Genomic DNA, 25,927 nt, shown 5'->3' on the forward strand with positions numbered 1-25,927 from the left:
GTCATGGCGGCAATCAATCGTTGGCAATGGGGCCAGTCCCCAACGCAGTGCGGGGCTGTGCAAAAAGTGTAGCCCAGGCCTGCTGCCAGTGGGCTGCCAGCATTCCCATGCTGCGAGACGCGTGCCCTGCCGGCTGGTCAATCGGCCTTCGCTTTGTCCTTTTCTTTGCCACCGCGCTGCGAACGGCTCTGCGTCGCGTCGTGCAGCATCGGGATGGCCCAGAGCACGGCCAGGGCCAGCACGGTGCTCAGCACGGCCGTGACCTCGCGCCCCAGGCCCGCGGCCACGCCGATGGCCGCCGTGAGCCAGATGCCGGCGGCGGTGGTCAGGCCCCGCACCTGGGATTCGCCATCCGCATCGCCCTTGAGGATGGTGCCGGCGCCGAGAAAGCCGACGCCCGCGACGATGCCCTGGATCACGCGGCTGTTGTCCGCCGGGCCGATGCCGACCTGCTGCGCCACCAGCACGAACAGGGCCGCGCCCATCGCCACCAGCATGTGGGTGCGCACGCCGGCGGCCTTGCCCGCGTGCTCACGCTCCCAGCCGAGCAGGCCGCCCAGGATGCCGGCCACCGTGAGCCGCACGACGATGCGGGTGGCTTCGCCGGCGTCGGGGACGTCGGAGAATTCGGAGGCGATGGTGCTGGCGATTTGTTGCCACCAGGCTTGGGATGCGTCAGCCATGGCGGCGGCCTGGTGGGTGGGGGTTGTGGTGGTGTGTTGTGGTTATGGGGGGGCGCATGGCATCTCCGGGTGCGGTGCCCACGGCGGGCACTGGCGACAATGTGCTTGCTTGTTGCTTGGGGCGCTAGCAGCGGAAGTCGAGTTTTGGGGTAGGACGCGGCCGACGCTGTGGTGCTCTGGAGCTGTGCGTTTATGGTTGCTGCGTGCCTTGGTTGAGGGCGGAGGCCGGGATGTGCGCCCGGCGGCGCAGTAACTTTCTCTTGGCCGCCAAGAGAAAGTCACCAAAGAGAAGGCGGCCCCCAGTCTGCGTCCCCCGTACGCCCTGTCGGGCGAACGGGGGCAACCTGCGATGCTCGGGCCTGGGGTGGTGCCGATGAACTCGCTGCGTTCTTCGAACTCCGCTCAAACAGCATCGGCAAGCTAGAGCACGAAGTGCGTGTGTCCTGCGGCACACGCACCCACCCCAGGCCCTGCGCTTCTCGGCGCAGCCAGCAGGGGTGGGGAGCGGGGTCAAAGACGGCTGCTGCTGCGCAGCTGCGCCTGGGGTCGGTTACGCGCTGCGCGCTGCCGACGGGCGGCGCAGCCGCCCTGGCGAGCCGAGCGCAGCGAAGGACCACCGGGCCGAGCGAAGCAATGGCCCGAGTGGAGCCCGTTCCCACCCCCTTCTGACCGTGCCGAGAAGCGCAGGGCCTGGGGTGAGCGCGTGCCGAAGGACACGCGCCTCGTCATCTGGCTCGCCGAAGCTGTTTGACCGCAGCTGCCTCGCAGAGGCAGCGCAGGGAGTTCTTCGGCGTCACCCCAGGACCGAGCATCGCAGGCTACCCCCAGCGCCCGACAGGGCGATGGGGGACACGGGCAGCGGGGTCGCCTTTCTTTTGGGTACTTTTCTTTGGCGAAGCAAAGAACAAGTACCTCGGCCGCCGGGCCGAGACCCGGCCTCCGCCCTCAACCTATGCGCCGCAGCAACCACAGAGACCGAACACCGAAGCACAGTTCAAAGCGTTCGTTCACGGCGTGCGCCCATCCACAGTCACCCCCGGCAACACCCCCAACTCCCCCCGGTGCAAGATGGGACAATTGAGCACCACACGCGTCACCTCCAGCACTACCAGCCCCTTGTCCTCCGCATCCAGCACCTCCTCCTCCGACCGCAGCACGCGCGCCTGCGCAGGGTCGCGCCACGTGACCTTGACCAACTGCCACAGCGGGCTATAAGCCGCGCTGCGGTTGGCATGGCCCACGGGCTCCGGGGCAGAAGCGAACACGCTGGGCTGGCGAAAGTTGGTGCTGCCGTACACGCGCGACGTGGCGCCAGGGCGCCGGCTGCCGCCCGCAGCGCCGGGCATGTCGGCCAGCGCATGGGCGAGCTGGGGCACGTGGTTGGCCAGGTGCTCACGCGCCACCTCGGCGTCGGAGGCGTCGGTGGTCACGTACAGCACCTCCTTGCCGTCGAACCAGCCGCGCAGCAGCGGCAGGTGCGCCCGCTCGGCATGGGCCGGCCCAGGGTTGGTGCTGGTGTTGGCGGCGGGTGTGCCGCAGCCTGTGAGCAGCGCTGCAGCCAGCAGCAACAGGGCCGCCCCTGGGTGCAGGCGGTACGGGCGTGTGGTGGCGTTTCTGCAAAGGCGGGGCATCGCAATGGTCCTTTGGAAGTGCGGTTCACCGGGCCATTGTGGGCCAACCACCCACCACCCATCAACCGAAGGAACGCGCCGCACCCAGAGTGCCCAGCCGCGTGGTGATGGCAAAGAACTCCGCCACCGTATCGTCGATGATCTGCTGCGCCGTCTTCACCGCATCGATCAGCCCCGCCGTCTGCCCCGCCAGCGCCGGCGCCGCTTCCATGTCGCCATCAAAGTACACGCGCTGTATGCCCTCGAAGCTGTCAGCCGGCATCAGCCCGGCTGCGTGGATCGCCGCGGTGCGCTCGGACTTGAGCGCGCGGATGCAGGGGCTGGCGCGGGTGTTGAGCATCCAGGTGCCGGTGGTGCTCGCGCCCAGGATGGCGTTCTTGTAGTTGGCGTGCACCGGGCTTTCGGCACAGCTCACGAAGCGCGTGCCCATCTGCACCGCCTCTGCGCCCAGGGCAAAGGCTGCAGCCATGCCGCGCCCGTCGCAGATGCCGCCGGCGGCGACCAGCGGCACGTCCACCCGTGCGCGGATGGCCTGCAGCAGCACCAGGGTCGACACCTCCTCGGGGTTCTTGAAGCCACCGCCTTCGCCGCCCTCGACCACCAGGCCGTCGATGCCCGCATCCACGCACTTGAGCGCGGCCTCCAGCGTGGGTACGGCGTGGTAGACGGTGATGCCCGCGTCCTTGAGCGGCGCGATGAACTTGGCCGGGCTGCCGGCCGAGGTGGTGACGAACTTCACGCCCGATGCGCAGACAAAACGCAGCATCGCGTCGTCCTTGAGAAAGCGGATGGGCAGGTTCACGCCGAAGGGCAGGCCGAGGGCGCGCATCTTCGTGATCTCGGCCTGGCAGTTGGCCGTTTCGCCCGACGAGGTCTCGATGATGCCCAGCCCGCCGGCGCGCGACACGGCAGAGGCCAGCGGGGTGCGGGCGATCCAGCCCATGGGCGCCTGGATGATTGGGTAGCGCGCGCCCGTGTGGGCGAGGACGCGGTTGTTGCTGGTGGTCGGGGTGGTCATGCGTTCGGTCTCCGTTGTTCTTGGGAAAACCCATTATTCGGGGCCCGACGCATGGCGCATGTCGCCCGGGTTACGGGGCCATGGTGGACCAGGGCCTCTCTGCCAGCAGGCGCTGCCAGTCGGCGGTGGGGTCGGCCTCCTGGACCGCGCCGGTGCCCAGCCGCAAGCCGCTGTCGAACACGAGCGTCTCGCCCGTCACCGGGTGCGGCACCTGCAACTGCCAGGCATGCAGCCATAGCCGCTGCAGGCCCAGGCGCTCGGCCCACCAGCGGTTCAGGGGCCCCTTGCCGTGCGTGGCGTCGCCGATGATGGGATGGGCCAGGTGCTTGAGGTGCCGGCGGATCTGGTGGCGCCGGCCGGTGGTGGGCACGGCCTCGACCAGCGAGGCGCGGGTGCTGGCAAAGCGCGGGTCGCTGGCCTCGGGCAGGGTCAGTTGCGCCAGGGTGCGAAAGCGCGTGTGCGCGTCCTGCACCGGGGCGTCGGCCGGCGCGTCGTCGGGCTTGAGGGCGTGGTCCACCTCGACCGCAGCGGGCGCAAAGCCGCGCACCATGGCCAGGTAGCGCTTGTGTGTGGCATGGTGCTCGAAGGCCTGCGACAGGGCGCGTGCTGCATCGCTGTGCAGCGCCATCACCAGCACGCCGCAGGTGCCCTTGTCGAGCCGGTGTACGGGGTACACATGCTGGCCCAACTGGTCGCGCAGGGTCTGCATCACGAAGCGCGTCTCGCCCGCGTCGAGCCCCGTGCGGTGCACCAGCCAGCCGGCAGGCTTGTAGACGGCGACGAGGTGCTCGTCGCGCCAGAGGATGTGCAATGGGGGCATGGTGGAAAAAGCGCAGTGCGAAGGGATAAAAAAAGGCCAGCGGGGAGGGGGTGTACGCTGCTGACAGATTCTGGCAGCAAGGGGGCTAAGCTTGCACCACGCCTACAGAGAGACCAGGAAGAAAGGGAGACGCAGCCATGGACACGCAGCACCACGACAAGCACCGCTTCCAATGCCGGTGCGGCCAGGTCACCGGCGAACTGGCCGATACGCGCTCGGCCCTGCATGCCGTGTGCTACTGCCGCGACTGCCAGGCCTATGCCCATCACCTGGGCCAGGCCGGTAGCGTGCTCGGTGCGCTGGCAGGCACCGAGGTCGTGGGCACGCATGCGCGCAACGTGTCGTTCACCGGCGGCACGGACCAACTGGCCTGTGTGTCGCTGACGGGCAAGGGCCTGCTGCGATGGTACGCGCGCTGCTGCAACACGCCGCTGGCCAACACCGGGCGCGACTGGCGCATGCCCTATGTGGGCCTGGTGCACAGCTGCCTGCGCCCTCTGGGCAGCGAACCGCTGGGGCCGCCCGCATTCCAGCCTGTGCAGATGCATCTGGAGACGGCCGGTGCCAGGGGCGGCAAGCCACCGGCACTGGGTGGGTGGCGCCAGGCCAGGGCATTGCTGGGCTTCATGCCGCGCATCGCGGCATCGCGCCTGACCGGCAGCTACCGGCGCACGCCGTTCTTCGATGGTGCGGGCGTGCCGGTCGCCACGGTGCAGGTGCTGGCCCCGGCCGAGCATGCCCACGCGGTGGCGGCTGTGGAGGCCGCTGCATAGTCCCTGGCGCGCCAGATGGCTCGGCGGGCCGTGCCAGAATGCGCCCCAATAGCCGAAGGAGCACCTGCCGATGATGACCCCGCGTGCCTTTGCTGCCGCCCTGACCTTGGGAGTTGCCGCCGCCATGTCCTTTTCCGCCCTCGCTGCCGTGAACGATGGCATCGCCGCCCATGGCAAGGGGGACTACGCCACTGCGTTCAAGGAATTCAGCGCCGCAGCGAACGCCGGCGATGCCGCTGGCAAGCACATGCTGGCCAGCCTCTACTACACCGGCCAGGGCGTGGGCAAGGACCTGAAGAAGGCGGTCGCGCTGTTCACCGAGGCGGCGCAGGCGGGCTACACGCCCTCCATGGCCAACCTGGGCCTGATGTACTCCAAGGGCGATGGCGTGCCGCAGGACATGCAGCGTGCAGAGCACTACGCCACGCTGGCCGCCGAGAAGGGCGACGTGCAGGCGCAGTTCAACCTGGGCCAGTCCTACCGCAAGGGCGCCGGTGTGCCCCAGAGCCACGAGAAGGCCGCGCTGTGGTACCGCAAGGCGGCCGAGGCCGGCTCGCTGGCCGCGCAGAACGAATACGGCCTGCTCTTCGCCCAGGGCCATGGCGTGCCGCAGGACTATGTGCAGGCCTTTGCCTGGATCGACATGCCGGCCAGTGCGGGCGAGCCCCACGCCATCAAGAACCGGGCGCAGCTGCTGAGCATCCTCGATGCCAAGGGGCAGGTGGCTGCGCGCAAGCTGGCTGCCGAGTACGCAGCCAGGTACGGCAAGCCACGCTGATCTACAACCAAGGAGACCCCCTTCATGTCCGCAGGCGATTGGAAAGACATGTATGCCGCCGCCCTGGCCGGCGATCTGGCGCTGGTGCGCCACCACATCAGCGCAGGCGTGAACCCCAACTACCAGCACCCCGAGATCCTGTGCACGCCGTTGGTGGCGGCCCTGGTCCACGGGCACGATGCCATCGCGCACTACCTGCTGGACAATGGCGCAGACCCGCAGCTGCGCTCGGAATTCGACGACATGACGCCATTGCAGGCCGCCAGGCGCCATGGCCGCACGGCGTTTGTGCAGCTGCTGCAGGCGCGTGGCGCTCGCGAAGTGCGCAAGCCGTTCTGGTGGCGCTGGCTGCCGGTGTAGCGGCTCAACCTCTCATACGCCAGCCGCTTCCTTGGCACGCATCTTCGCGGCGATGTACTCGCCGTGCGTCACGTGCAGCAGCCCGGCCACCTTGCTGATGGCGTGCAACTCGTTTTCATCCAGGCGGGCATCGGCATAGGCCACCTGCCACATCGCCTCGACCAGTTCGATCTTCTGCGGCTGGGTGAAGTGGTCGTTGAGGTTGCCGGTGAAGCGCTGGTAGTCGTAGGCGGTCTTGGCCGTGTCCACGGCCAGCTCCACCAGGCGCTCGATCTCGTCGTCGGTGAGGGTGAAGCGCTCGCGCAGGGCGCGGACCATGGCATCGCGTTCCGCGGCGTCCATGGCGGCATCGGCGCGCACCACCTCCACCAGCAGCACGGCGGCGGCCAGTTGCACGGAATGCGCGCGCTCGGCCGGGGTGGCCTCGGGAGAAAAAGGGGCGGTGAAGCTGTCGAACAGTTCTTTGAGGGTCTGGAACATGTGCCGGCCTAAGAACCTGTTCAAAGTCTTTTTGGAGCCGCGCAAGTCCCTTTTCGGGATGGGATGCAAGGCGCGGTGCGCAGTTGATAGCCCCGCTATCAACAAGCGCCGCAACGCCGCAGACCGCCCGAAAAGGCACTTGCCCGAAGGGTTGGGGCGAAATCGGGCGATTGGACGCCCCGTCTGCTTGCATGGGCATGAGCCCATGCGGCGCATCCGAAGCATCCACTCATCCCGATTGCGCCCCAACGCGGCTGCAAAAAGACTTTGAACAGGTTCTGAGTAAAAGGGTTGGAGTATGCGCGAGAGGATGCTGCGTGCCATGTCCGATGGAGCCCGGTGCAATGTATTGGTTCCCGCCGTCACGCAGCCGCGCGACAATCGCAGGCAATGATGAAAAAAACGATCCTTCCCCTGCAACTGCTGGTTGCCCCCGATCTGAACGACCCTTCGCCCCTGGTGCTGTACCACGGCCGCAGCTGCCCGGACGGCTTTGGCGCCGCCCTCGCGGCCTGGCTTTACTACGGCGACAAGGCCGAGTACGTGGGCCTGGACCATGGCGACGTGCAGTCGGTGGACGACCTGCCCGCGCTCGATGGCCGCTCGGTCTACATCCTCGATTTTTCGTTCTCGGCCGAGATCCTCTCGGCCATCGACGAGCGTGCGGCGCGCCTGGTGATGCTCGACCACCACAAGAGCGCGGCCGAGAAGCTCACCGGTTTTGCCTGCCGCTGCGGCGTGGTGCACTTCGACATGGACAAGTCGGGCGCACGCCTGGCCTGGGAGTTCTTCCACCCGCACCAGCCCGTGCCGGCGCTGCTGCAGTACGTGGAGGACCGCGACATCTGGAAGTGGGAGTTCCCCGAGAGCGCGGCCTTCCTGTCGGCGCTGGACATGGAGACGCAGACCTTTGAGCGCTGGCAGGAGATCGCCCGCTTCACGCCCGAGCAATTGGAGCGCTTCATGGCGCGCGGCTCGGCCATGGACGAGAAGTACCAAAAGCTCTGCGCCGACATCGCCGAGGGCGCGCAGCCCCTGGTGTTCAACGGCATCGAGGGCCTGATGGTCAATGCGCCCGGCATGTTCCACAGCCTGGTGGGCGACATCCTCTCGGCCAAGACCGGTACCTTCGCGCTGATGTGGAGCGCAGGTGCCAAGGGCGTGAAGGCGGGGCTGCGCTCGCAGCGCAACTTCGACTGCATCGCCCTGGCCGAAAGCATGGGCGGGGGCGGCCATGCGCAGGCCTGCGGCTTCAAGATGAAGATCGAGCGCCTGCCCGAGCTGATGAGCGGGGTTCTCAACGCGTGATGCGTTCGCGGCTCACACGAGCCGCAGATCGCTGGCACGTGCGCCCGGGAACACCCGCGCCAGGGCCGCGGCGTTGAGTCCGTACATGCGGCCGAACAGGCCGCCGAGCACGGCGCGGTAGTCGTTGAGCACCGGGTGGTCGCGGTTCTGGAACAGCGTGGTGGCGCTCAGCGCCTGCTGCTCGCCCGCGATGCGCCCGCCCGCCACGCCGCCGCCCAGCACCCAGAAGACGGTGCCGTGCCCATGGTCGGTGCCGCGGTTGCCGTTTTCGCGGAAGGTGCGGCCAAACTCGCTGACCACCACCACCACGGTGTTCTTCCAGGCGGCGCCGCCCATCTCGTCGGCAAAGCCGGCCAGGCCCCGGCCCAGTTCTTCAAAGCGGTTGGCCAGCGGGCCCGTGGCGTTGCCCTGGCCGACATGGGTGTCCCAGCCGCCCACATCGACAAAACCCAGGTGGTAGCGCGTCTGCATCAGCCGCGCCATGCGCCGGGCTGTGCCCTCGAAGCCCTTGGTGCTCAGCGCATTGCGGCTGGCCGCTTCCATCTCGCCCTGCATGCTGCGCACCACCTCGCCCTGGGTGGCAAAGCCCTCGGCCACAGGGCCGGCCAGCGCGGTACTGCCGTACATCATGCCGATGAGCTGGGCCTGGCGCTCGTCCACGCCCGGCTTTCCTGCCGAGGCCGCCAGGGAGCTGTTGGGGACGTCCACCGTGCCACGCAGCACCAGCGGCAGGGTGCTGGTGAAGGCCATGGGGGCGGCCGTTGTGCCCTTGGCACCCAGTTCGGCCGCCAGCCGGTTCAAAAAGCCCGAGCCGTAGTCGCGCCGCCCAGTGAGGGGCTGGCCCAGCTCGATGCTGTCCTGCGTGTCGAAATGGCTGCGCGAGAGGTCGTCCGTGCCGGCGAAGGGCACGAAGGCCAGCTCGCGCCGCCGGTACAGCGGCAGCATCGAATCGGCCAGCACCGGGTGCAGTCCCCAGTCGCTGTTCAGCTCCAGCGCACCGCCTTCCTCCCCGGGGCGTGCAATGGCGATGTGGGGCCGGCTCTCATAGTAGAAGCTGCTGCTGGTGGGCACGAGCAGGCTGGCGCAGTCGTAGCCGCCGCGCAGAAAGACGAGCAGCAGGCGTGCATCGCCCGCGCGCGGGGCCGCTGCCACCTGGGCGGTGGCCAGGCCCAGCGCGCTTGCGCCAAGGGCCTGCAGGCAGTGGCGTCGCAGCATGGGGAGTCCTTTCAGCCGTGCATGAATTCGGGGGACGAAAGGAACAAAAGGTTCCATTCGCGCGGCGACGTGGCCTGGACCAGGGCGGCACGCGTGGCCGGCGCCAGCGTGGCACCAATCTGCCGCAGGTAGGGCGTCTGTGCGAGCGCCAGCGGCGGCGCGCGCTTGCCCTGCGCATCGGGTGGTGCCAGGGCCCCGGCACCGAGCACACGCGCCGCCTCGAAGCGCGTGCTCATCTGGCCCGAGCCCGACCAGGTCGCGGTATCCAGCGGGTAGCCGTCGGGCGTGGCGCGGCCATACAGGGGCTCGGCCAGGCGCTGCAGCCAGTTGAGCAGGGGATCGGTGCTGGCCAGCACAGGCTGTTCGCCGTGCACCAGGCGCGCACCGGCCAGCAGGTACTGCACCGGGTCGCGAAAGCGCAGGCCCAGGGAGGCCTGGAATTCGCCCGACTGGAACAGCGCGGCCAGCACGGCGGCGATGTCGCCATCGGTGCGCTCGAAGGTGCGCGCCAGGGTGTCGAGCAGCGCGGGCGGGGGCGCATCGCCCACCAGGTAGATCGCCATCTTGCGCGTGACGAAGCGGGCCGTGGCGCTGTGGCGCGCCAGGCGTTCCAGCGCCTCGTCCAGTTCGGCCAGGCCTTCTGCCTTGAGGGGCTGGCCGAGCAGGGTCTTCGCCTCCCAGTCGTGGCGCTGGGGATTGAACTCGAACAGGCCTTGGCGCACGTAGTGGCTGCGCAAGGCCGGCTTCATGCGTGGGGGCCCGTCCTCCAGCGGGCGCATGCCGATGCCCACGCCCGTGAGCACGCGCGCCAGCTCCTGCACGTCCTGCTGGCTGTAGCCGCCGCCCACGCCCAGGGTGTGCAGCTCCATCAGCTCGCGCGCATGGTTCTCGTTGATGCGGCCGACCGCGTTCTGCGCGTTGTCCAGGTAGCGCAGCATGGCCGGGTGGCGCGTGGCGGCGCCCAGCAGGTCGCGAAAGCGGCCCAGCGCGTGCGGGCGTATGGCGCGCTCCTCGTAGTCGCCCACGCTGGCACGCAGGTCGGCTTTGCCGGCGAACACGCTGAAGTGGTTCATCCAGAACCAGGTCATCTTCTCGCGCAACTGGCTGGGGGAGTACAGCGCGCGCAGCACGAAGCGCTGGCTGGCCTCGCGCTGCAGGCCGCGCATGTCCTTCTGCCAGGCCTGCAGCGCGGCCTTGCGCTCGTCCTCGGTGGGCAGGGCGCGGGCCTCGCGCTGGCGCGCCTGCATCTGCAATGCCAGGGGTTCGAATGGGGTCTTGGTGATGGCCATGGCGTCGATCTGCGCCTGGGCTTCGGCGGGCAGGGGGGCATCGGCAGGGCTGCGCAACTGGGCGGCCAGCCATGCATCCCGGCCCAGGGTGGCCAGCGCCTGTGCGCCCTGGGCCGTGCAGCCCCAGGTGATGCGGTCCACCAGGCGGGCTGGCAGGGCCTCGTCGGGCAGGTCCGCTGGCGCGGCGGTGGCGGCCCAGGCGGGCACGGCGCTGGCCGAGGCGCCCAGGGCGGTCAGCGCCAGCCATTGGCGGCGATTGATCGGGGAACGGGGGGCAAGGTCGTGCAGGAGCATGGTGCGGGCGTCCATCGGCCCCATCGGGCCGGGGCTGGAACACCATGCTGCGCCCTCTGCGGGGCCAAGGCAAGGGGCTGCGGCGGGTTTTACGCGGGCGACACAAATGCCCTGCGGTTGTGAGCAGTTGTGCGGGCCTTGCAGCGCGCGGGTTCAGTGGGCCTTGGCGGCTTCCTCGAACTTGTCCACCTTGCGCAGCTGCTTGAAGCCCAAGGTCCACGCCCCGACCACGCCCAGCGTGCACACGCCGCCCAGCACGGCGGCAGGCACCACGCCCAGCCAGGCCGCGCTGGTGCCGGCGCGGAACTCCCCGAGCTCGTTGGACGAGCCGATGAACAGCATGTTCACCGCATTCACGCGCCCGCGCATTTCGTCGGGCGTGGAGAACTGCACCAGCGCGCCGCGGATGTACACGCTCACCATGTCGGCAGCACCGGCCACCAGCAGCGCCGCGAACGACAGCCAGAACAGCGTGGACAGCGCGAACACCAGGTTGGCCGCGCCGAAGATGGCCACGGCGATGAACATGGTCTGCCCCACCTTGCGGTTGAAGGGCCGCATGCTCAGGTACAGCCCGGCGCCCACCTCGCCCACGGCCATGGCACTGCGCAGCGCGCCCAGACCGGCGGGGCCCACGTGCAGCACCTCGTGCGCGTAGATGGGCAGCAAGGCCACCACACCGCCCAGCAGCACGGCGAACAGGTCCAGTGAAATGGTGCCCAGGATGATGGGCCGCGAGCGGATGAACACGATGCCCGCGCCAAAGCGCTGCCACATGCTGCCCTGCGCCGCCGCCGGGGGCATGGCGTAGGGGACGGCCACGCGCGCCAGCAGCGCGGCACCCAGTGCAAAGCACACGAAGCACAGCGCATAGGTCAGCTCGCCGCCGCCCACCGCGTACAGCATGCCGCCCAGCAGCGGCCCGCCGATGCTGGCCGCGCGCATCAGCATGCTGTTGGCGGCGATGGCCTGGGCCAGTTGCTCGCGCGGCACGATCTGCGGCAGCAGGCTCTGCATGGCCGGGCCCGAGAAGGCGCGTGCACAGCCGAACAGCACCAGCACCGCATAGATGCCGTTGACACCCGTGGCCCCATGCCCCGACAGCCACCACAGCAGCGCGCTGCAGACGGCGCCCACGGCCCAACTGATGGCCAGGATGCGCCGGCGGTCGAAGCGGTCGATCAGATCGCCCGCCGGCAGCAGCAGGCACAGCATGGGAAGAAACTGCGCCAGCCCCACGTAGGCCAGGGCCAGCGGTTCGCGTGTGAGGTCGTACACCTGCCAGGCCACCACCACGGCCTGTACCTGGGTGGCGAACACGGCGATCAGGCGGGCGGTGAGAAAGGCCAGGAAGCCGGTGTGGCGGTAGACGCTGGGGGCGGGCTGGCCTGCCGGGTGCGGGGGGGAGGTCGGGGACGGTGGGGACACGGGAGGTGCGAAAAATGGGCAGGCGCGGGAAAAGCGGGCCGGGGAAAGCTGCGCCGGGCCGGAGCCAGGCCAGCCGATCAGGGTTTGTACCGGGGGCTTGATGCTACCGGCTTTGCACCGGGGCTGCTGAAGGCTGCCTGACCGGCGGGCACACCAATATTCCCGAAAGTTCCTGTTCCATCCGCCGATAACTGAAAAAGAAGGGGCTGGCATGGGGCCAGCCCTGGCAGCGGCAGCGCGTGCGCAGCCCTGCCTGTTAGAACGTGTTTGCGATCCTTACGGCCCCGTAAAGATCGCAAACACGTTCTTAGGTCGGTCAGGAGTTCTTCTTCGGGCATGCCATGGCGTTGAGCATCAACACCAATGTGATGTCGCTGAGTGCGCAGCGCCACCTGAGCGTGGGGCAGAGCACTCTGGCGACTTCGCTGCAGCGGCTGTCCTCGGGCCTGCGCATCAACAGCGCCCGGGACGATGCGGCAGGCCTGGCCATTTCCGAACGCTTCACCAGCCAGATCCGCGGCCTGAACCAGGCCGCGCGCAACGCCAACGACGGCATTTCCCTGCTGCAGACGGCCGAAGGCGCCATCAGCACCATCGCATCGAGCCTGCAGCGCATCCGCGAACTGGCCGTGCAGGCCGCCAATGGCAGCTACAGCGCCAGCGACCGCCAGGCCATCCAGGCCGAGGTGGCGCAATTGGCCTCCGAGATCGACCGCACCGCCAACACCGCCCAGTTCAACGGCATGAACGTGTTCGACCCCACCCGGGGCAGCCTGGTTGGGGATGCCAGCCTGCTGGCCGTGTTTGACGGCATGACCAGCGTGGGCAGTTGGCTGGAGAGCAGCGAGACGCTGATCGGCAAGCTCTACGGCATCAAGGCCGACGGCGCGGCGCTGGCGGTGAAGTACACGGGCTACACCGATGGCGCGGGCGGAGTGGCCGCATACGTGCAGGCCACGGGCTTCGATGGCCAGGGGCGCGGCACCAACCTGACCCTGCAGGTGGACATGGCCGATTTCGTGCCGCCCAATTTCCCCGACGGGGGCAATGCTCCGTACTACAACGACCGCATCATTGCCCACGAGATGGTGCACGCCGTGATGGCGCGGGCCACCAACTGGCAGGACATCACCAGCAACAACCTGTGGTTTGCCGAGGGCACGGCCGAGTTCATCCAGGGGGCGGACGAGCGCGTCAAGGGCGACATCGCCAACGTCGGGCTGCCCGCCGTGGTGGCCGCCATCAACGGGCCCTCAAACACCAGCGAGTTCTACTCGTCGAGCTATTCCGCCGTGCGCTACATGCACAGCCGCATCAAGGGCGCTGGCGGCGAGGGTGTGAAGGATGTGCTCACCTACCTGAGCGCCAACCCGGGTTCGACGCTCGACCAGGCGCTGGCCAACGCCTCGCAGGGGCAGTTTGCCAGCGCCGCCGATTTCAAGACGCAGTTCGCCGCCAACGGCGCGGCCTTCATCGGCAGCTTCGACCTGAACAATGCCGACACCGGCGCCATCGGCGGGCAGGATGTGGACGGCGGTGACGTGAAGACCGCCACCAGCACCGTGCCCAACAGCGGCAGCCGCTCGGGCACCGACGTGCTCGACGGCTTTGCCGAGTCCTTCGAAACCATCGCCACGTCCAAGGGCGGCACGACGACCCAGGTCTTCCAGATCGGGGCCAATGCCAACCAGACCCTGGAGACATCGATAGGCGCCATGGGCCTGACGTCGCTGGGGCTGCGCAGCACGCTGGACGTGACCATCTCACCGGCCCAGGCCATCGTGGCGGTGGACCGGGCGCTCGACTACGTCAACGGCCAGCGCGCCGTGATCGGCGCCCAGGCCTCGCGCCTGGAGTCGGCCATGGCCAACCTCAACAACACCAGCGAGAACCTGTCGGCCAGCCGCTCGCGCATCCTCGATGCCGACTTTGCGGTGGAGACCGCGACGCTGGCGCGCCAGCAGATATTGCAACAGGCCGGCTCGGCCATGGTGGCGCAGGCCAACCAGTTGCCGCAGGGCGTGCTGGCGCTGCTGCGTTAGGAGCTGCCGTAGGGTTTGTGGTGTCGGTGCCGGTAGTCCCACGGCGCCAGCGGGCGTTTTTGAGCCCACAGGCCTTCACTTCGGGCGCGTGCCTGGCGCTGCAGCGGTGCCAGGTGCGGGTGCTGTTCCGCATAGGGCTTGTACACCCAGGCCAGGCCTGCCGCCACCTGCGCGGTGGCCACGTCGGTGCCGCCGCAGCGCACATTGGCCACGGTGCGGCCATAGCTGTCTTCCTCGATGGGCTGCAACGTCGCCTGGCGTTTGAAGCACATCTGCGCCAGGTGCTGGCGCGCTTTCTGGCCAAAGGCCTGCTTGCGTTCGGGCGCATCGATGGCCGCGATGCGCACCGTCAACTGCTGGTAGCGTCCTGGCGTGCCGCAGCGGGCGGTGAGGGTGTCGCCATCGCTGATGGCGACCACGAGGCAGAGCAGGGCAGCAGCAGGCAGGGGCATGGGGCGGGAGGCGTCTGGCGGGGCGGTGAAAAGCCGCGCATTGTCTCCTACACTCCGTGCTGCGCGGCGCACGCAGGCTGCCTGCACAACGAACGACAACAGCACATGAGGGGGAGTTTCAGATGCGTACCGTGATTTGCGCCACCCATTCGGGCCGCGTGTGGCGATGGGTCGCCGTGGCTTTTCTGGTGCTGGCGGCGGCCCTGCCTTCCGTGCAGGCCAAGGACGAAGCCAGCGCCCATGGCAAGACCCTGGAGAAGATCTACGACCTGTCGCCCGAGACGCTGGCGAAGTTTGAGCGCTTCCAGGAAAAGCAGGCACAGAAGCCGGGTGACAAGGGCAAAGGCATCTACGCCGACACCGAGCGCTGGCGCGGCGACGAGCTGTCGCTGCCCACCAGCAAGAACCCCTTCACCATCGTCGTCAAGGTCTCTGGCGTGGCGCTGGCCGATGGCGACGCCGGCTCGCGCTGGCAGACCGGCCTGCAGTTCGATGGCCCGTCGCCCATCTCCTTTTTGCCCGAGCTGGTGCACAAGGGCGCCCGTGCGGGCCAGCCCGTGTCCATGGTGGGGGCCTCCAAGGGCGTGAGCTTCAAGGAAGACCGCATGGCCGCCCCCTCGCTGGAGTTCGAGTCGTCGCGCAACCTGCGCATCGACCGCGTGCAGGTCGAGGTCTGGTCGGGCATCCGCAAATCGACGTGGATCGAACTGCTGATGTCCTGGTCGCCCATTCTCACGGGCGTGGTGTTCCTGGGCGTGGTGCTCTGGTTCCGTCGCCGGTAGCAGGCCCTTACTCCTCGCTGGTCCACTCCACGTTCACGCCCAGGCTGCGCAGGTTCTCGACGAAGCGCGGGTGGGCGCGGCGGATGGGCGCGGCGTTGCGGATCTCCGAGCGCCCTTCGATGCTGGCCGCCACCATGAACAGGGCAATGGCCACGCGGATGATGTAGGGGCTCTCCACCAGCGCGGGGGAGAGCGGGTTGCCGCCGAAGGTGATGAGGCGGTGTGGGTCCGACGAGAAGACGTGGGCGCCGAACTTGGAGAGCTCGCCCGTCCAGCCCAGGGCGCCGTCGTAGACCTTGTTCCAGAACATGCAGTTGCCCTGCGCACGCACCCCGAGGGCGATGAAGATGGGCAGCAGGTCCACCGGGAAGTAGGGCCAGGGCGCGGCCTCGACCTTGGTCAGCACGTTGCTTGTGAACGGCGTCTGCACCTTGAGCGGGCCAGGGCAGTGCGCGCGCGACCAGCCGTCCTCGTGCGTGACCACCACGCCGAACTTGGCGAAGGTGCGGTCGATCAGCGGGAAGTTGCCCGGCGCGCTGTTGCGCACGATCACGTCGCCGCCGGTGATGGCGCCCAGCGCCAGGAAGGTGGTGATCTCGTGGAAGTCTTCATCGAAACGGAACTCGCCGCCGCCCAGCGCCGCGCCGCCCTGCACCGTGATGCGCGAGGTGCCGATGCCGTCGATGCGCGCACCCAGCATCACCATGAAGCGGCAGAACTCCTGCACGTGGGGCTCCGACGCCGCGTTGGTCAAGGTGGAGGTGCCGTTGGCGGCCACGGCGCAGAGCACGAAGTTCTCGGTGGTGGTGACGGAGGCGTAGTCGAGCCAGTGGTCCGTGGGCGTGAGCGCGCCCTGTTGGCTGCTGCGCACCAGCAGCGAGCCCTCGGCGCGTTCCACCGTGCCGCCAAAGCGCTGGAAGACTTCCACATGCGGGTCGATCTCGCGCACGCCCAGGGTGCAGCCCTTGACGTTGTCTTCGAGCCGCGCCACGCCAAAGCGGGCCAGCAGCGGCGGGATCAGCATGATGGACGAGCGCATCTCCTCGGGCAGGCGGTGCTGCGCGGGGTCGAACACCGTGTTCTGGTGGTGCAGGCTCAGCGTGCCCGTGGCCTCGTCCAGCTGCACGCTGCTGCCCAGCATGCGAAAGATGTCGAGGATCTTGCGCACGTCGGTGATGTCGGGCACCCCATGCAGGCGCAGCGGCTCGCGCGTGAGCAGGGTGGCGCACAGCACCGGCAGCACGGCGTTCTTGTTGGCGGACGGGGTGATGCGGCCACGCAGGGGCGTACCGCCGTGGACGATGAGGTTGGACATGGGGAAACCGGAAAGAAAGAGGGGGGAGGGATCTGGGCGGAAAAAGGCACGGCGGGCGCTGCGCCTGCTGGCGCTGCGCTCCGCGAAAGCCCTGCACTGTACCCGTGCCGCGCACCGGCGCGTGTATCCGCCGGTAATCTGCCGCTCGGCAGGTCGGCTTTAGATCGGCCACTCCAAAGCCAGGGGGGTCAGAACCCGAACGGTTGCCCCGGCTTCCAGGCGTCGGCCAGGCGCTTGGCCTCGGCTACTTCCACGATGCTCATGCTGGGCGCCAGGCGGCGCATGGTGCCGGCCGCCCAGAAGGCGCCGCGGTTGGGCGGGACGAGCGTGTCGTCCTGCTGCTGCTCCTTGTGTGCGCGCTGCGCCAGGTCGAGCAGCATGTGGGCGGCCACCGGCCGGCGGCCTACGTTGTCCAGGCCCGTGGAGTAGAGCAGGCCCAGGCTGTACAGGCCCGATGGGTCGCCCTGGCGCGCGGCGCGCTGGTACAGGTTTTCGGCCTGCTCGGCCTGCTGGGTCACGCCCAGGCCGCGCTCATAGCTGTAGCCCAGCTGCACGCTGGCCAGGGAATAGCCCTCGCTCGATGCCTTGGTCAGCCAGCGGATGGCCTGGTCGGGGTCCTTGGGGACGCCGCGGCCGTCGCGCAGCGTGGTGCCCAGCACCAGCATGGCGCGCAGGTCGCCCTTGTCTGCCAGGGCCTGCAGTTCCTGCACCGCTTCAGGCCCTTCGCTGCTGCGGCGGGCCTGCTTTTCCAGGTCCTTCATGCGCGCTTGCTGGTCCTGGGCGGCTTTCTGTGCCGCCACTTCCGCAGCGCGGGCATCGGCCTCGGCCTTGGCGATGCGTTCCTGCGCGCGCAGCTTGTCGTTGTGGAACTTCCAGCCCACCAGGCCCAGGCCCAGCACCACGGCCAGTGCGAGGGCAATCCAGGTCGTGGGAAGCTCGCGGGAGGGCTTTTTCCGGGCTTTCTCTTTCTTCTTGGCAGCGGCCGCGGCTTCAGCGGCAGCCGCCGCTTCCGCACGCTGCCGCGCGGCCTTGCCGACATACGGTGCCGGCGCAGGGGCCGCAGCCTCGGGTTCGCGCGGCTTGGGCGGGTCTACTTTGTCGTAGGCCACTTCGCAGCTCGGGCACTGCCAATCAGGCGCTGTGTCGCTGGGCTGGCGTGCGTATTTGCAGCGGGGGCAGGTGCGCTCCGTGAAGGTGGTCTTGGCGGCGGATTCCTTTTCGATGGGCTCCAGCGAAAACGACAGGTCGGGTTTTTGGTTCACGTATCTCTTCCTTCACCGCGCACGAAAGCGCGGCCCTCCTCGGGCATCTTGGTGCGGCCCCCTCCCATAGGGGCGCCAGCTGGCCCGTAGGCGGCTAGTGTATTTGTAGTAAATGGTTTTTTATATGTCCAGATGTGTAACGAGGGCAAAGGGATCCCCGCCAAAACCGGCAACTTGCAGCGCCATTTGTAACAATCAAGACCAATATCGTGCAGGGGGGCTTGCGGGCTATCGAAATGAGAGCAACATGGCATGATGGTGCCTTGCCCGAGAACTGCACAGTCCGGGCGCCGTGTCCCGGCGAAATGCCATCCCAGCGACGAATTTCATTTCTAGAATGGTGGGAACCGACCGCAAGTACGGCGCCTCACAGCGACAGTTGCCCGCCGTTGTCTGCAGTGCCGGGCGCCCCGCACCCTCTCCAACGCCTGCCTTTTCGGAGTGCCGCTTTTGAATCCGACGATGCCCTCGAAACCGTCTGCCCTTGTGCCTTTCGGCGCCACGCCACGCGCCCTTCGCCCGCTTGCCGCACTGCTGGCGGGCGTCGCCCTGCTGCTGGCCGGCTGCGGCACCCTGCCCAGCAGCGCGCAGGGCCCCCAGGCGCCGCAGGAGAAATTCGGCTCGCTGGCCACCTACTCGCGCTTGTTCGATGCCACGCCGGCGCAGACCTGCGAGGCATCGCGCCGGGCGCTGCTCAGCCAGGGCTACATCATCAACACCAGCTCGGCCGAGCTGGTGGAGGGCAAGAAGAACTTCCAGCCCGGCACCGAGACGCACATGCAGATGGTGATCCGCGTGGTCTGCGTGCCCGAGTCGCCCACCGGCAAGATCAGCCTGGGCTTTGTCACGGCCATCCAGGACAGTTTTGCGCTGCGCAAGACCAACAATTCGGCCAGCCTGGGCGTGGGGGCCATCGGGTCCGTGTCGCTGCCGTTCTCGTCGAGCAGCGAGTCGCTGGTGCGCGTGGGCAGCGAGACCATCACCACCGACACCTTCTACGAAAGCTTTTTCGACCTGGTCAAACGCTATCTGGTGATCGACGAGGCCGCCCAGGCCAACGAGTAGCCGGGTCGCTGCCGGGCTCTTAGGCGTACAGGCGCGCGCCGGCATCGCGGATGCGCAGCGCGGCCTCATGGCCCAGCGCATTCACCACCGGCTCCCACACGCTGGCATAGCGCGGCAGCGCGTCGGGTGCGAACGAGGTGTGCGGCCAGTCCGAGCCCCAGACCAGGCGATCCCCCATGTGCGCGGCCACGCGGGTGATGGCCGGGTGCAGCAGGCCATACGGCGCGCTGGCCTGCAGCCGGTACCAGCCCGAGAGCTTGACCCAGGCGCCCTGGCCCGCGAGCTTGGCCAGGGCTTGCCAGGCACGGTCATCAGAGGGCAGCAGGCCGTGCAGGCCGGCCAGGTGGTCGAGCACGCAGGCCACGGGCGTGCCCTGGTGCAGGTGGACGATGGTGGCCAGGTCTTCGGGGTTGGCGTACCACTGCACGTGCCAGCCCCGTTCGGCCAGGCGCGGGGCCAGGGTCTTCATGGTCTCGGGGCCGTTGCCCACGGGCGAGACGAGGTTGAAGCGCACGCCGCGCACGCCCAGGTCATGCATGCGGTCCAGCTCGGCGTCGGGCACGGTGCCGTCCAGCACCACCACGCCGCGATGGCGGCCGCTGGATTGGGCCAGCGCATCGAGCAGCACGCGGTTGTCGGTGCCGTACACGCTGGGCTGCACCAGCACCAGGTGCCCGATGCCATGGGCCGCGGCCAGTGCCTCGATGTCGGCCAGCGGTCGGTGCACGGGCTGGTAGTGGCCGGCCTGCGCGGGCGCGGCACTGTCGAACACGTGTACATGGGTGTCCCAACCCTGGGGCAGGGCAGGAGGGGAAGTGGGAGAGGTGGAAAAAGTCATTTCAGTCACACGCTACGGCGTGCCGATGGCGCATGCACGAAGCGTGCGCGCCCCTGCCGGCCGCCCAGGCAGGGGGCTTATCCCACCGAAATCTTGCGCTCGCGCACCACTTTGGCCCACTGCTCCTGCTGCGCCGCAATGAATTTGCCGGCGGTCTGCTGCGAGGCATCGGCGAACACATCGCCCCCCAACTGGCGCACGCGGCCCAGCACCTCGGGGTCGGCCAGGGCCTTGCGCACGGCGGCCACCAGCGTGGCCTTGGTGTCTGCAGCGATGCCGGCAGGGGCCAGCAGCGGGTTCCACTCCAGCACCTCGTAGCCGGGCACGCCGGCCTCGGCCATGGTGGGCACATTGGGCAGCGAACGGGCGCGCACCATGCTGGTCACGGCCAGCGGGCGCAGCTTGCCCGCCTGGATGTGGCCCAGCGACGAGGCCACGTTGGCAAAGAACAGCGGCACCTGCCCGCCCATCACGTCGGTCATGGCCGGGCCGCCGCCGCGGTAGGGTACGTGCAGCAACTGCACGCCCGCGCGCCCCTCGAACATGGCGCCCGCCAGGTGCTGGGCCGAGCCGTTGCCCGACGACGCATAGGTCAGCTCGCCCGGCTTGGCCTTGGCCAGCTGGATCACGTCCTTGACCGACTTGGCCGAGAAGCCGGGCGTGCACACCAGCACGTTGGGAAAGGTGACCAGCACCGCCAGCGGGGTGAAGGCCTTGGCGCTGTCATACGGCAGCTTGGGGAACAGCGAGGGGTTGACCGCGAACGACGAGGCATCGAGCAGCAGCGTGCTGCCGTCCGGCGTGGCGCGCGCCACCTGCGAGGCGGCCAGTTGCCCGCTGGCGCCCGGCTTGTTCTCCACCACCACGCTCTGGCCCAGCGCGTCGGCCAGGCGCGGCGCGATGATGCGCGCGATCAGGTCGGCACCGCCGCCCGCAGGGTAGGACACCACCAGCGTGACAGGCCGCCCACCGGCCACCGTGGCCGCGTGGCTGTGGGCCACCCAGGGTGCGGCCAGCGCGGCACCGGCGGCCTGCAGCAGCAGGCGGCGGGGGATATGGGAAGAGGGCGTGGATGGTGCCATGGTGGTTGCTCCTGCTGGGGTCGGGGGACGAGAGGGTCAGGTGATCGTTACGGAGTAGTGGAAGGCGTGGGCATCACCGCGCGTGGTGCGCCACTCGACGCAGCGGCCTGTCAGGTCGTAGGCGCTGCGCTCCACAGCGACGCAGGGGTGGCCGGCAGGCAGGCGCAACTGGGCGGCCTGGGCGCCGGTCATTGCGCCAAAGCCGATCTGGTCTACCGCGCGGTGCACGTGCACGCCACAGCGGCGCGCGAACATGGGGTAGAGCAGGTCGTCCCACCCAGCCAGGTCGTCGTCGGCCAGCGGTGCGAACAGGTCCAGCGGCAGCCACATCTCTTCGATAAGGCAGGGCTGGCTGGCCAGCAGACGCAGCCGCAGCAGGTGCAGCACGGGCTCACCCGGGCCAATGCCCAGGCCGCGCGCCACGGCGGTCGTTGCGGTCACGCTCTTGCGCACGAGGATGCGCGACTGCGGCACTTCGCTGCCGCCACCGCCGCCGAAGCGAAAAAACCGCAGCATGGACCCGCCCGCGATGCCCTGGCGCACGAAGGTGCCCTTGCCGTGGATGCGCTCGATCAGCCCCTGCTCCACCAGCAGCTCCAGCGCGCGGCGCATGGTGCCCAGGGCCACCTGGTGCTCGGCAGCCAGCAGGCTTTCGGCCGGCAGGGCGCTGCCCGGCGGCCACTCGCCCGCCACCACGCGCACGCGCAGGGCATTGGCCAGCGCGGCATAGCGGCGCATGCCGGAGGAGCTGTCGACCAGGGCGAGGTGCGAGGGGGATTCCATGCAAAGAACTATAGTCCTCTATAGGACTTGAAAAATCCGGGTTTACCCTTGGTGGGGACTGCCCTTGTCCGCACGGTGGGCCCGCTGTGGTCTACAGCACGGCCTGCTCGGCCCAGGCCCCCGGTGCCAGCCCGTCGAGCGTGTAGGGGCCGATGGCCGCGCGCACCAGCCGCAGCGTAGGGAAGCCCACGGCCGCCGTCATGCGCCGCACCTGGCGGTTGCGGCCTTCGCGGATGGCCAGCTCGATCCAGGCCGTAGGGATGGCCTTGCGCTCGCGGATGGGCGGTGTGCGCTCCCATACCGCAGGTGGCGGGTCCATCAAGCGGGCGCGCGCGGGCCGGGTGGGGCCGTCGTTGAGCTGCACGCCGCTGCGCAGCTGTGCGAGGGCATCTTCACCGGGCTGCCCCTCCACCTGCACCCAGTAGATCTTTTCCATCTTGAAGCGCGGGTCGGCAATGCGCGCCTGCAGTGGCCCGTCGCTGGTCAGCAGCAGCAGGCCCTCGCTGTCGGCGTCGAGCCGGCCCGCCACGTACACGCCCGGCTGGTCGATGTAGTCCTTGAGCCCCTGCCACTTGCCCTCGGCCGTGAACTGGCTCAGCACGCCATAGGGTTTGTTGAAGCGGATCAGGCGGGGTGGCATGGGGGCGGCGCGGTGGCGCAGGGAGTGCAGCGGTGGGCGGGCCGCCAAGCATAGCCGCAGCCAGGGGCCCGCTGCGCGCAGCCTGCGAAGGCCCTGGAGGGGCATTTCTGCGGCGATACACTCGCCGGCTCGCGCAGCGTGCTGCTGCATCCCCCTGGCCACCCCATTCACGCGGTGGCTGCGTTCCGGCCCGGCCTTGCTGCCTGGCACCAGTCAACTCCACCATGATCACCATCCAGCTGGACATTGCACAGACCATCGGCGTTGCCGCCGTGCTCCTGGTCCTGGGCGACTTCATCAAGAAGCACGTAGGCGTGCTGTCGCGCTACTTCATACCAGGCCCCATCATCGGCGGGCTGGTGTTCTCGCTCATCGCGCTGGTGGGTCACCTGAGCGGCAGCTTCGCGTTCGAGTTCTACGACAACATGCGCGCCTTCTTGCTGCTGGTGTTTTTCACCACCATCGGCTTTTCTGCCAGCTTCGAGTTGCTCAAGAAGGGCGGGGTGGGTGTGGCCCTGTTCCTGGCGGCGGCCGTGGGGCTGGTGCTGCTGCAGAACACCCTGGGCGCGGGCCTGGCAGCACTGCTGGGCGTGCATCCGCTCATCGGCGTGGCGGCGGGCTCCATTGCGCTCACGGGCGGGCATGGCACCTCGGCCGCGTTCGGCCCCCTGCTGGAGCAGGCCGGCGCAGCCGGTGCCCTGCCGGCCGCGATTGCTGCCGCGACCTATGGCCTGGTGGCGGGCTGCGTGATTGGCGGCCCCCTGGGCACGCTGCTCATGCGGCGCAACGGCCTGCACGCGCATGGCGCCAGCGCTGCCACCGCGCCGGCCATACCGGTGCCCGTCACGGCCAACACGGGCAGTGGTGGCGATACGGTGATGTACGCCAGCATCCTGATTGCCGTGTCCATCGGCATCGGCACGCTGCTGGTGAACTGGCTCAAGGACCTGGGCGTCACGCTGCCCTCGTACCTGGGGCCCATGCTGGTGGCGGCGCTGGTGCGCAACCTCATCGATTGGCGCAACAGCGAGCTGCCGCTGCGGCAGTTCGAGGTGGTGGGCCATGTGTCGCTGGCCTTCTTTCTGGCCATGGCGCTGATGTCGATGAAGCTGTGGGAACTGGCCGAGGTGGCGGGGCCGCTGCTGGTGATCCTGGTGGCGCAGACGGCGCTGATGTTCGCCTACGGCTACTGGGTCACCTTTCGCGTGATGGGGCGCGACTATGATGCCGCTGTCATTGCCGCCGGGCACTGCGGCTTCGGCATGGGGGCCACGCCCAATGCCATGGCGAACATGCAGGCGTTCACGGCGGTCAATGGGCCGTCGGTCAAGGCGTTCTTCGTGATTCCGCTGGTGGGTTCGCTGTTCATTGATTTCTTCAATGCGGTGGTCATTACGGCGTTCATGAATTTCTTGAAATGATGGGCCGCTGAAGCCGTTTTGCTCGATTGCTGCTTTTGCTTTGCTGAAGGTGGAGCACGGGTCTCCTTCGTCGCTTGTGGTTTGATGGTGGCTGCATGCCTTGATGGAGGGCGGGAGCCGGGTCTCGGCCCGGCGGCCGAGGTACTTGTTCTTTGCTTCGCCAAAGAAAAGTACCCAAAAGAAAGGCGACCCCGCTGCCCGTGTCCCCCTCGCCGGAGGCGAGGGGGCAGCCTGCGATGCTCGGTCCTGGGGTGTGCCGCAGAACTCGCTGCGTTCTGCGAACTCCGCTCAAACAGCTGCGGCAAGCCAGACAACGATGCGCGTGTCCTTCGGCACGCGCTCACCCCAGGCCCTGCGCTTCTCGGCACGGTCAGAAGGGGGTGGGAGCGGGCTCCATACGGGCCATTGCTTCGCTCGGCCTGTGGTCCTTCGCTGCGCTCGGCTCGCCAGGGCGGCTGCGCCGCCCGTCGGCAGCGCGCAGCGCGTAACCGACCCCAGGCGCAGCTGCGAAGCAGCAGCCGTCTTTGTCCCCGCTCCCCACCCCTGCTGGCTGCGCCGAGAAGCGCAGGAGCTGGGGTGGGCGTGTGTGCCGAAGGACACACACGCTTCGTCGTCTAGCTCGTCGCTGCTGTCTGAGCGGAGTTCGCAGAACGCAGCGAGTTCAGCGACGCCCACCCCAGATCCGAGCATCGCAGGCTGCCCCCATTCGCCCGACAGGGCGAACGGGGGACGCAGACTGGGGGTCGCCTTCTCTTTGGTGACTTTCTCTTGGCGACGCAAGAGAAAGTTACTGCGCCGCCGGGCGCACACCCCGGCCTCCGCCCTTCACCAAGGCACGCAGCACCCATCCAACAAGAACCGCAGAACCGCAGAACCCCTTGGCACGGACCCCGACCTGCAGGTCCTGCACACAGCCATGGGCCACTGCAATCAAACGCCGCCTGCACGGTGCACGCAAGGCGGCACGTCAATCGTTGCTGCCGCCCGTTACCGCCTTCACACCAGCAGCCCCCACGTCCACCGTAGCCCCAACTACCTTGGCCCCCACCTTCACCGTGGTGGCCGCCACGCTCACCGCCGCATCGGCCACAGCCACCACGGCGCAGCCTGTGCAGCACAGTGCCAAGGCGGCAGATGCCAGGGCGCGGCCTGTGCGAAGTGTGTCGTGGTCAAGTGCCATGGCGCTTGCCATCACGCCTGCGGCACGAACAGCGCCGGGTCCACCATGGTGCGGTTGAGCATCACGCCCCAGTGCAGGTGCGGCCCCGTCACGCGGCCGGTGGCGCCCACGGCGCCCAGGCGCTGGCCGGTGGCCAGCACGTCGCCCACCTTCACGTCGATGGCGCTCAGGTGGCAGACCATGGAGAGCAGGCCCAGGCCATGGTCCAGCCACACGGTGCCGCCGTTGAAGAAGTAGTCGCCCGTGTCGATCACGCGCGCCGGCAGGGGCGAGAGGATGGGCGTGCCCGTGGGCGCGGCGATGTCCATCCCGCTGTGCGGATTGCGCGCCTGGCCGTTGAACACCCGGCGCAGCCCGAACGAACTGGAGCGGCGCCCGGGCACCGGCACGCGCATGCGCAGCGAGTCGAGCGCCTGGCCCGCAGGCGACTCGGTGAAGGTGGCCATCACCCGGGCCTGGTGGTCGCGCTCGCGCTCGTAGCGCGCCTGGTCTGCGGGCGACAGGTCCACCGTGCGCGGCGACACGGTCAGGTGCTGCTCCTTGTACTTCTTGGGCGCCACGGTGTAGGGCAGTTCGCGGGCCGCGCCACCGCTGGTTGGCTGCACGGTGATGTGCGCCGGGCCCGGTGTGGCGGCCAGCGGTATGCCGACGATGGCCGTCCATTCGATGGCATCGCCCACCACCAGCAACGGCACGTCGCCCACATGCGCTACCGGCCGCTGGGCCGCAGGGCCGAGCGACAGGCGGGCCACGCCGCCCGGTACCTGCAGCGGCTGCGGCCATACCGTAGGGGCAGGCGGGGCCTTGGCGTGCAGCGTGGGCGCATGCAGGGCCCACAGGCCGCTGGCTGCGCCCAGCAATGCGGTGCGGCGGTTCAGGGAAGAGGTCTCGGCAGGAAGGATGGCGTTGCGGATGGAATGGGGCACGGAAGAACGAACCTTGGGCAAATCGATAACGGGCAGACGGCGATGCAGGCCGCCATTGTGCC

25 protein-coding genes are annotated in these 25,927 nt (G+C 68.7%); 8 read left to right on the plus strand and 17 right to left on the minus strand.

The window, feature by feature from the left end; genetic code table 11:
- Positions 1–137: 137 nt before the first annotated feature.
- The 4 genes from U5N23_RS10900 to U5N23_RS10915 all read right to left on the minus strand — a co-directional run bounded on the left by U5N23_RS10900 (position 138) and on the right by U5N23_RS10915 (position 4,152).
- Positions 138–683 carry an MgtC/SapB family protein gene (locus U5N23_RS10900; RefSeq protein ID WP_322592831.1) on the minus strand — a complete coding sequence of 182 codons (546 nt, stop codon included), beginning with the start codon at positions 681–683 and terminating at the stop codon, positions 138–140.
- A gap of 1,007 nt (positions 684–1,690) precedes the next feature.
- A complete protein-coding gene (locus tag U5N23_RS10905) occupies positions 1,691–2,314 on the minus strand; it encodes a hypothetical protein (RefSeq protein ID WP_322592832.1) in 624 nt (207 codons plus the stop codon).
- Between the two features lie 61 nt (positions 2,315–2,375).
- Entirely contained in the window at positions 2,376–3,332 is a 957-nt protein-coding gene (locus U5N23_RS10910; protein WP_322592833.1) for a nitronate monooxygenase family protein, read from the minus strand.
- Between the two features lie 70 nt (positions 3,333–3,402).
- On the minus strand, positions 3,403–4,152 hold the full coding sequence (locus tag U5N23_RS10915; RefSeq protein WP_322592834.1) for a pseudouridine synthase: 750 nt from the start codon (positions 4,150–4,152) through the stop codon (positions 3,403–3,405).
- Between the two features lie 137 nt (positions 4,153–4,289).
- Here U5N23_RS10915 and U5N23_RS10920 point away from each other — a divergent pair, with 137 nt between their 5' ends.
- The 3 genes from U5N23_RS10920 (at position 4,290) to U5N23_RS10930 (ending at position 6,063) form a co-directional block, all read left to right on the plus strand.
- Positions 4,290–4,925 (plus strand): DUF6151 family protein, encoded by a 636-nt coding sequence (locus U5N23_RS10920; RefSeq protein WP_322592835.1) that lies wholly within the window; start codon positions 4,290–4,292, stop codon positions 4,923–4,925.
- 70 nt (positions 4,926–4,995) lie between these two features.
- Positions 4,996–5,703 carry a tetratricopeptide repeat protein gene (locus tag U5N23_RS10925; protein WP_322592836.1) on the plus strand — a complete coding sequence of 236 codons (708 nt, stop codon included), beginning with the start codon at positions 4,996–4,998 and terminating at the stop codon, positions 5,701–5,703.
- A 24-nt stretch (positions 5,704–5,727) separates the two neighbouring features.
- Entirely contained in the window at positions 5,728–6,063 is a 336-nt protein-coding gene (locus tag U5N23_RS10930) for an ankyrin repeat domain-containing protein (RefSeq protein WP_322592837.1), read from the plus strand.
- A 12-nt stretch (positions 6,064–6,075) separates the two neighbouring features.
- On the opposite strand, the gene U5N23_RS10935 is transcribed toward U5N23_RS10930, so the two are convergent.
- A complete protein-coding gene (locus U5N23_RS10935; RefSeq protein ID WP_322592838.1) occupies positions 6,076–6,543 on the minus strand; it encodes a TerB family tellurite resistance protein in 468 nt (155 codons plus the stop codon).
- Positions 6,544–6,933: 390 nt separating this feature from the next.
- Here U5N23_RS10935 and U5N23_RS10940 point away from each other — a divergent pair, with 390 nt between their 5' ends.
- Positions 6,934–7,851, plus strand: a complete 918-nt coding sequence (locus tag U5N23_RS10940) for a DHH family phosphoesterase (protein ID WP_322592839.1) — start codon at positions 6,934–6,936, stop codon at positions 7,849–7,851.
- 12 nt (positions 7,852–7,863) lie between these two features.
- Here U5N23_RS10940 and U5N23_RS10945 read toward each other — a convergent pair whose 3' ends face one another.
- The 3 genes from U5N23_RS10945 to U5N23_RS10955 form a co-directional block, all read right to left on the minus strand.
- Entirely contained in the window at positions 7,864–9,066 is a 1,203-nt protein-coding gene (locus U5N23_RS10945; protein ID WP_322592840.1) for a DUF1501 domain-containing protein, read from the minus strand.
- Between the two features lie 11 nt (positions 9,067–9,077).
- The gene (locus U5N23_RS10950) at positions 9,078–10,649 is read right to left on the minus strand and encodes a DUF1800 domain-containing protein (protein WP_322592841.1); all 1,572 of its coding nucleotides are present in this window, start codon (positions 10,647–10,649) and stop codon (positions 9,078–9,080) included.
- 153 nt (positions 10,650–10,802) lie between these two features.
- A complete protein-coding gene (locus tag U5N23_RS10955; RefSeq protein WP_322592842.1) occupies positions 10,803–12,077 on the minus strand; it encodes an MFS transporter in 1,275 nt (424 codons plus the stop codon).
- A gap of 341 nt (positions 12,078–12,418) precedes the next feature.
- Here U5N23_RS10955 and U5N23_RS10960 point away from each other — a divergent pair, with 341 nt between their 5' ends.
- Positions 12,419–14,119: a flagellinolysin gene (locus U5N23_RS10960; RefSeq protein WP_322592843.1), complete on the plus strand. Its 1,701-nt coding sequence runs from the start codon at positions 12,419–12,421 to the stop codon at positions 14,117–14,119.
- On the opposite strand, the gene U5N23_RS10965 is transcribed toward U5N23_RS10960, so the two are convergent.
- Positions 14,116–14,571 (minus strand): thermonuclease family protein, encoded by a 456-nt coding sequence (locus tag U5N23_RS10965; RefSeq protein WP_322592844.1) that lies wholly within the window; start codon positions 14,569–14,571, stop codon positions 14,116–14,118. The genes U5N23_RS10960 and U5N23_RS10965 overlap by 4 nt on opposite strands.
- 122 nt (positions 14,572–14,693) lie before the next feature.
- Between U5N23_RS10965 and U5N23_RS10970 the strand changes: the two genes are divergently transcribed.
- The gene (locus U5N23_RS10970; RefSeq protein ID WP_322592845.1) at positions 14,694–15,353 is read left to right on the plus strand and encodes a hypothetical protein; all 660 of its coding nucleotides are present in this window, start codon (positions 14,694–14,696) and stop codon (positions 15,351–15,353) included.
- A 7-nt stretch (positions 15,354–15,360) separates the two neighbouring features.
- On the opposite strand, the gene U5N23_RS10975 is transcribed toward U5N23_RS10970, so the two are convergent.
- Together U5N23_RS10975 and U5N23_RS10980 are read right to left on the minus strand one after the other, a co-directional pair.
- Complete coding sequence (locus U5N23_RS10975; protein ID WP_322592846.1) at positions 15,361–16,668, minus strand: UDP-N-acetylglucosamine 1-carboxyvinyltransferase; 1,308 nt, start codon at positions 16,666–16,668, stop codon at positions 15,361–15,363.
- Between the two features lie 188 nt (positions 16,669–16,856).
- Positions 16,857–17,930, minus strand: coding sequence for a tetratricopeptide repeat protein (locus U5N23_RS10980; RefSeq protein ID WP_322592847.1), 1,074 nt, complete (start codon positions 17,928–17,930; stop codon positions 16,857–16,859).
- A gap of 462 nt (positions 17,931–18,392) precedes the next feature.
- Between U5N23_RS10980 and U5N23_RS10985 the strand changes: the two genes are divergently transcribed.
- Positions 18,393–18,995 carry a DUF2242 domain-containing protein gene (locus U5N23_RS10985; RefSeq protein ID WP_322592848.1) on the plus strand — a complete coding sequence of 201 codons (603 nt, stop codon included), beginning with the start codon at positions 18,393–18,395 and terminating at the stop codon, positions 18,993–18,995.
- 19 nt (positions 18,996–19,014) lie between these two features.
- Here the strand turns inward: U5N23_RS10985 and U5N23_RS10990 are convergent, their stop codons facing one another.
- The 4 genes from U5N23_RS10990 to U5N23_RS11005 all read right to left on the minus strand — a co-directional run bounded on the left by U5N23_RS10990 (position 19,015) and on the right by U5N23_RS11005 (position 22,338).
- On the minus strand, positions 19,015–19,833 hold the full coding sequence (locus tag U5N23_RS10990; protein WP_322592849.1) for an amidohydrolase family protein: 819 nt from the start codon (positions 19,831–19,833) through the stop codon (positions 19,015–19,017).
- 77 nt (positions 19,834–19,910) lie between these two features.
- A complete protein-coding gene (locus U5N23_RS10995; protein ID WP_322592850.1) occupies positions 19,911–20,915 on the minus strand; it encodes a tripartite tricarboxylate transporter substrate binding protein in 1,005 nt (334 codons plus the stop codon).
- A gap of 36 nt (positions 20,916–20,951) precedes the next feature.
- The gene (locus tag U5N23_RS11000; RefSeq protein ID WP_322592851.1) at positions 20,952–21,698 is read right to left on the minus strand and encodes a GntR family transcriptional regulator; all 747 of its coding nucleotides are present in this window, start codon (positions 21,696–21,698) and stop codon (positions 20,952–20,954) included.
- A 91-nt stretch (positions 21,699–21,789) separates the two neighbouring features.
- Entirely contained in the window at positions 21,790–22,338 is a 549-nt protein-coding gene (locus U5N23_RS11005; protein ID WP_322592852.1) for a pseudouridine synthase, read from the minus strand.
- A gap of 224 nt (positions 22,339–22,562) precedes the next feature.
- On the opposite strand from U5N23_RS11005, the gene gltS reads away from it, so the two are divergent.
- Positions 22,563–23,759, plus strand: a complete 1,197-nt coding sequence (gltS, locus tag U5N23_RS11010; RefSeq protein ID WP_322592853.1) for a sodium/glutamate symporter — start codon at positions 22,563–22,565, stop codon at positions 23,757–23,759.
- Between the two features lie 967 nt (positions 23,760–24,726).
- Here gltS and U5N23_RS11015 read toward each other — a convergent pair.
- The gene (locus U5N23_RS11015; protein ID WP_322592854.1) at positions 24,727–24,939 is read right to left on the minus strand and encodes a hypothetical protein; all 213 of its coding nucleotides are present in this window, start codon (positions 24,937–24,939) and stop codon (positions 24,727–24,729) included.
- Between the two features lie 11 nt (positions 24,940–24,950).
- Entirely contained in the window at positions 24,951–25,865 is a 915-nt protein-coding gene (locus tag U5N23_RS11020; RefSeq protein WP_322592855.1) for a peptidoglycan DD-metalloendopeptidase family protein, read from the minus strand.
- Positions 25,866–25,927 lie beyond the last annotated feature (62 nt).

This window comes from Acidovorax sp. (assembly GCF_034519795.1).
Taxonomy (GTDB): Bacteria; Pseudomonadota; Gammaproteobacteria; order Burkholderiales; family Burkholderiaceae_C; genus Acidovorax.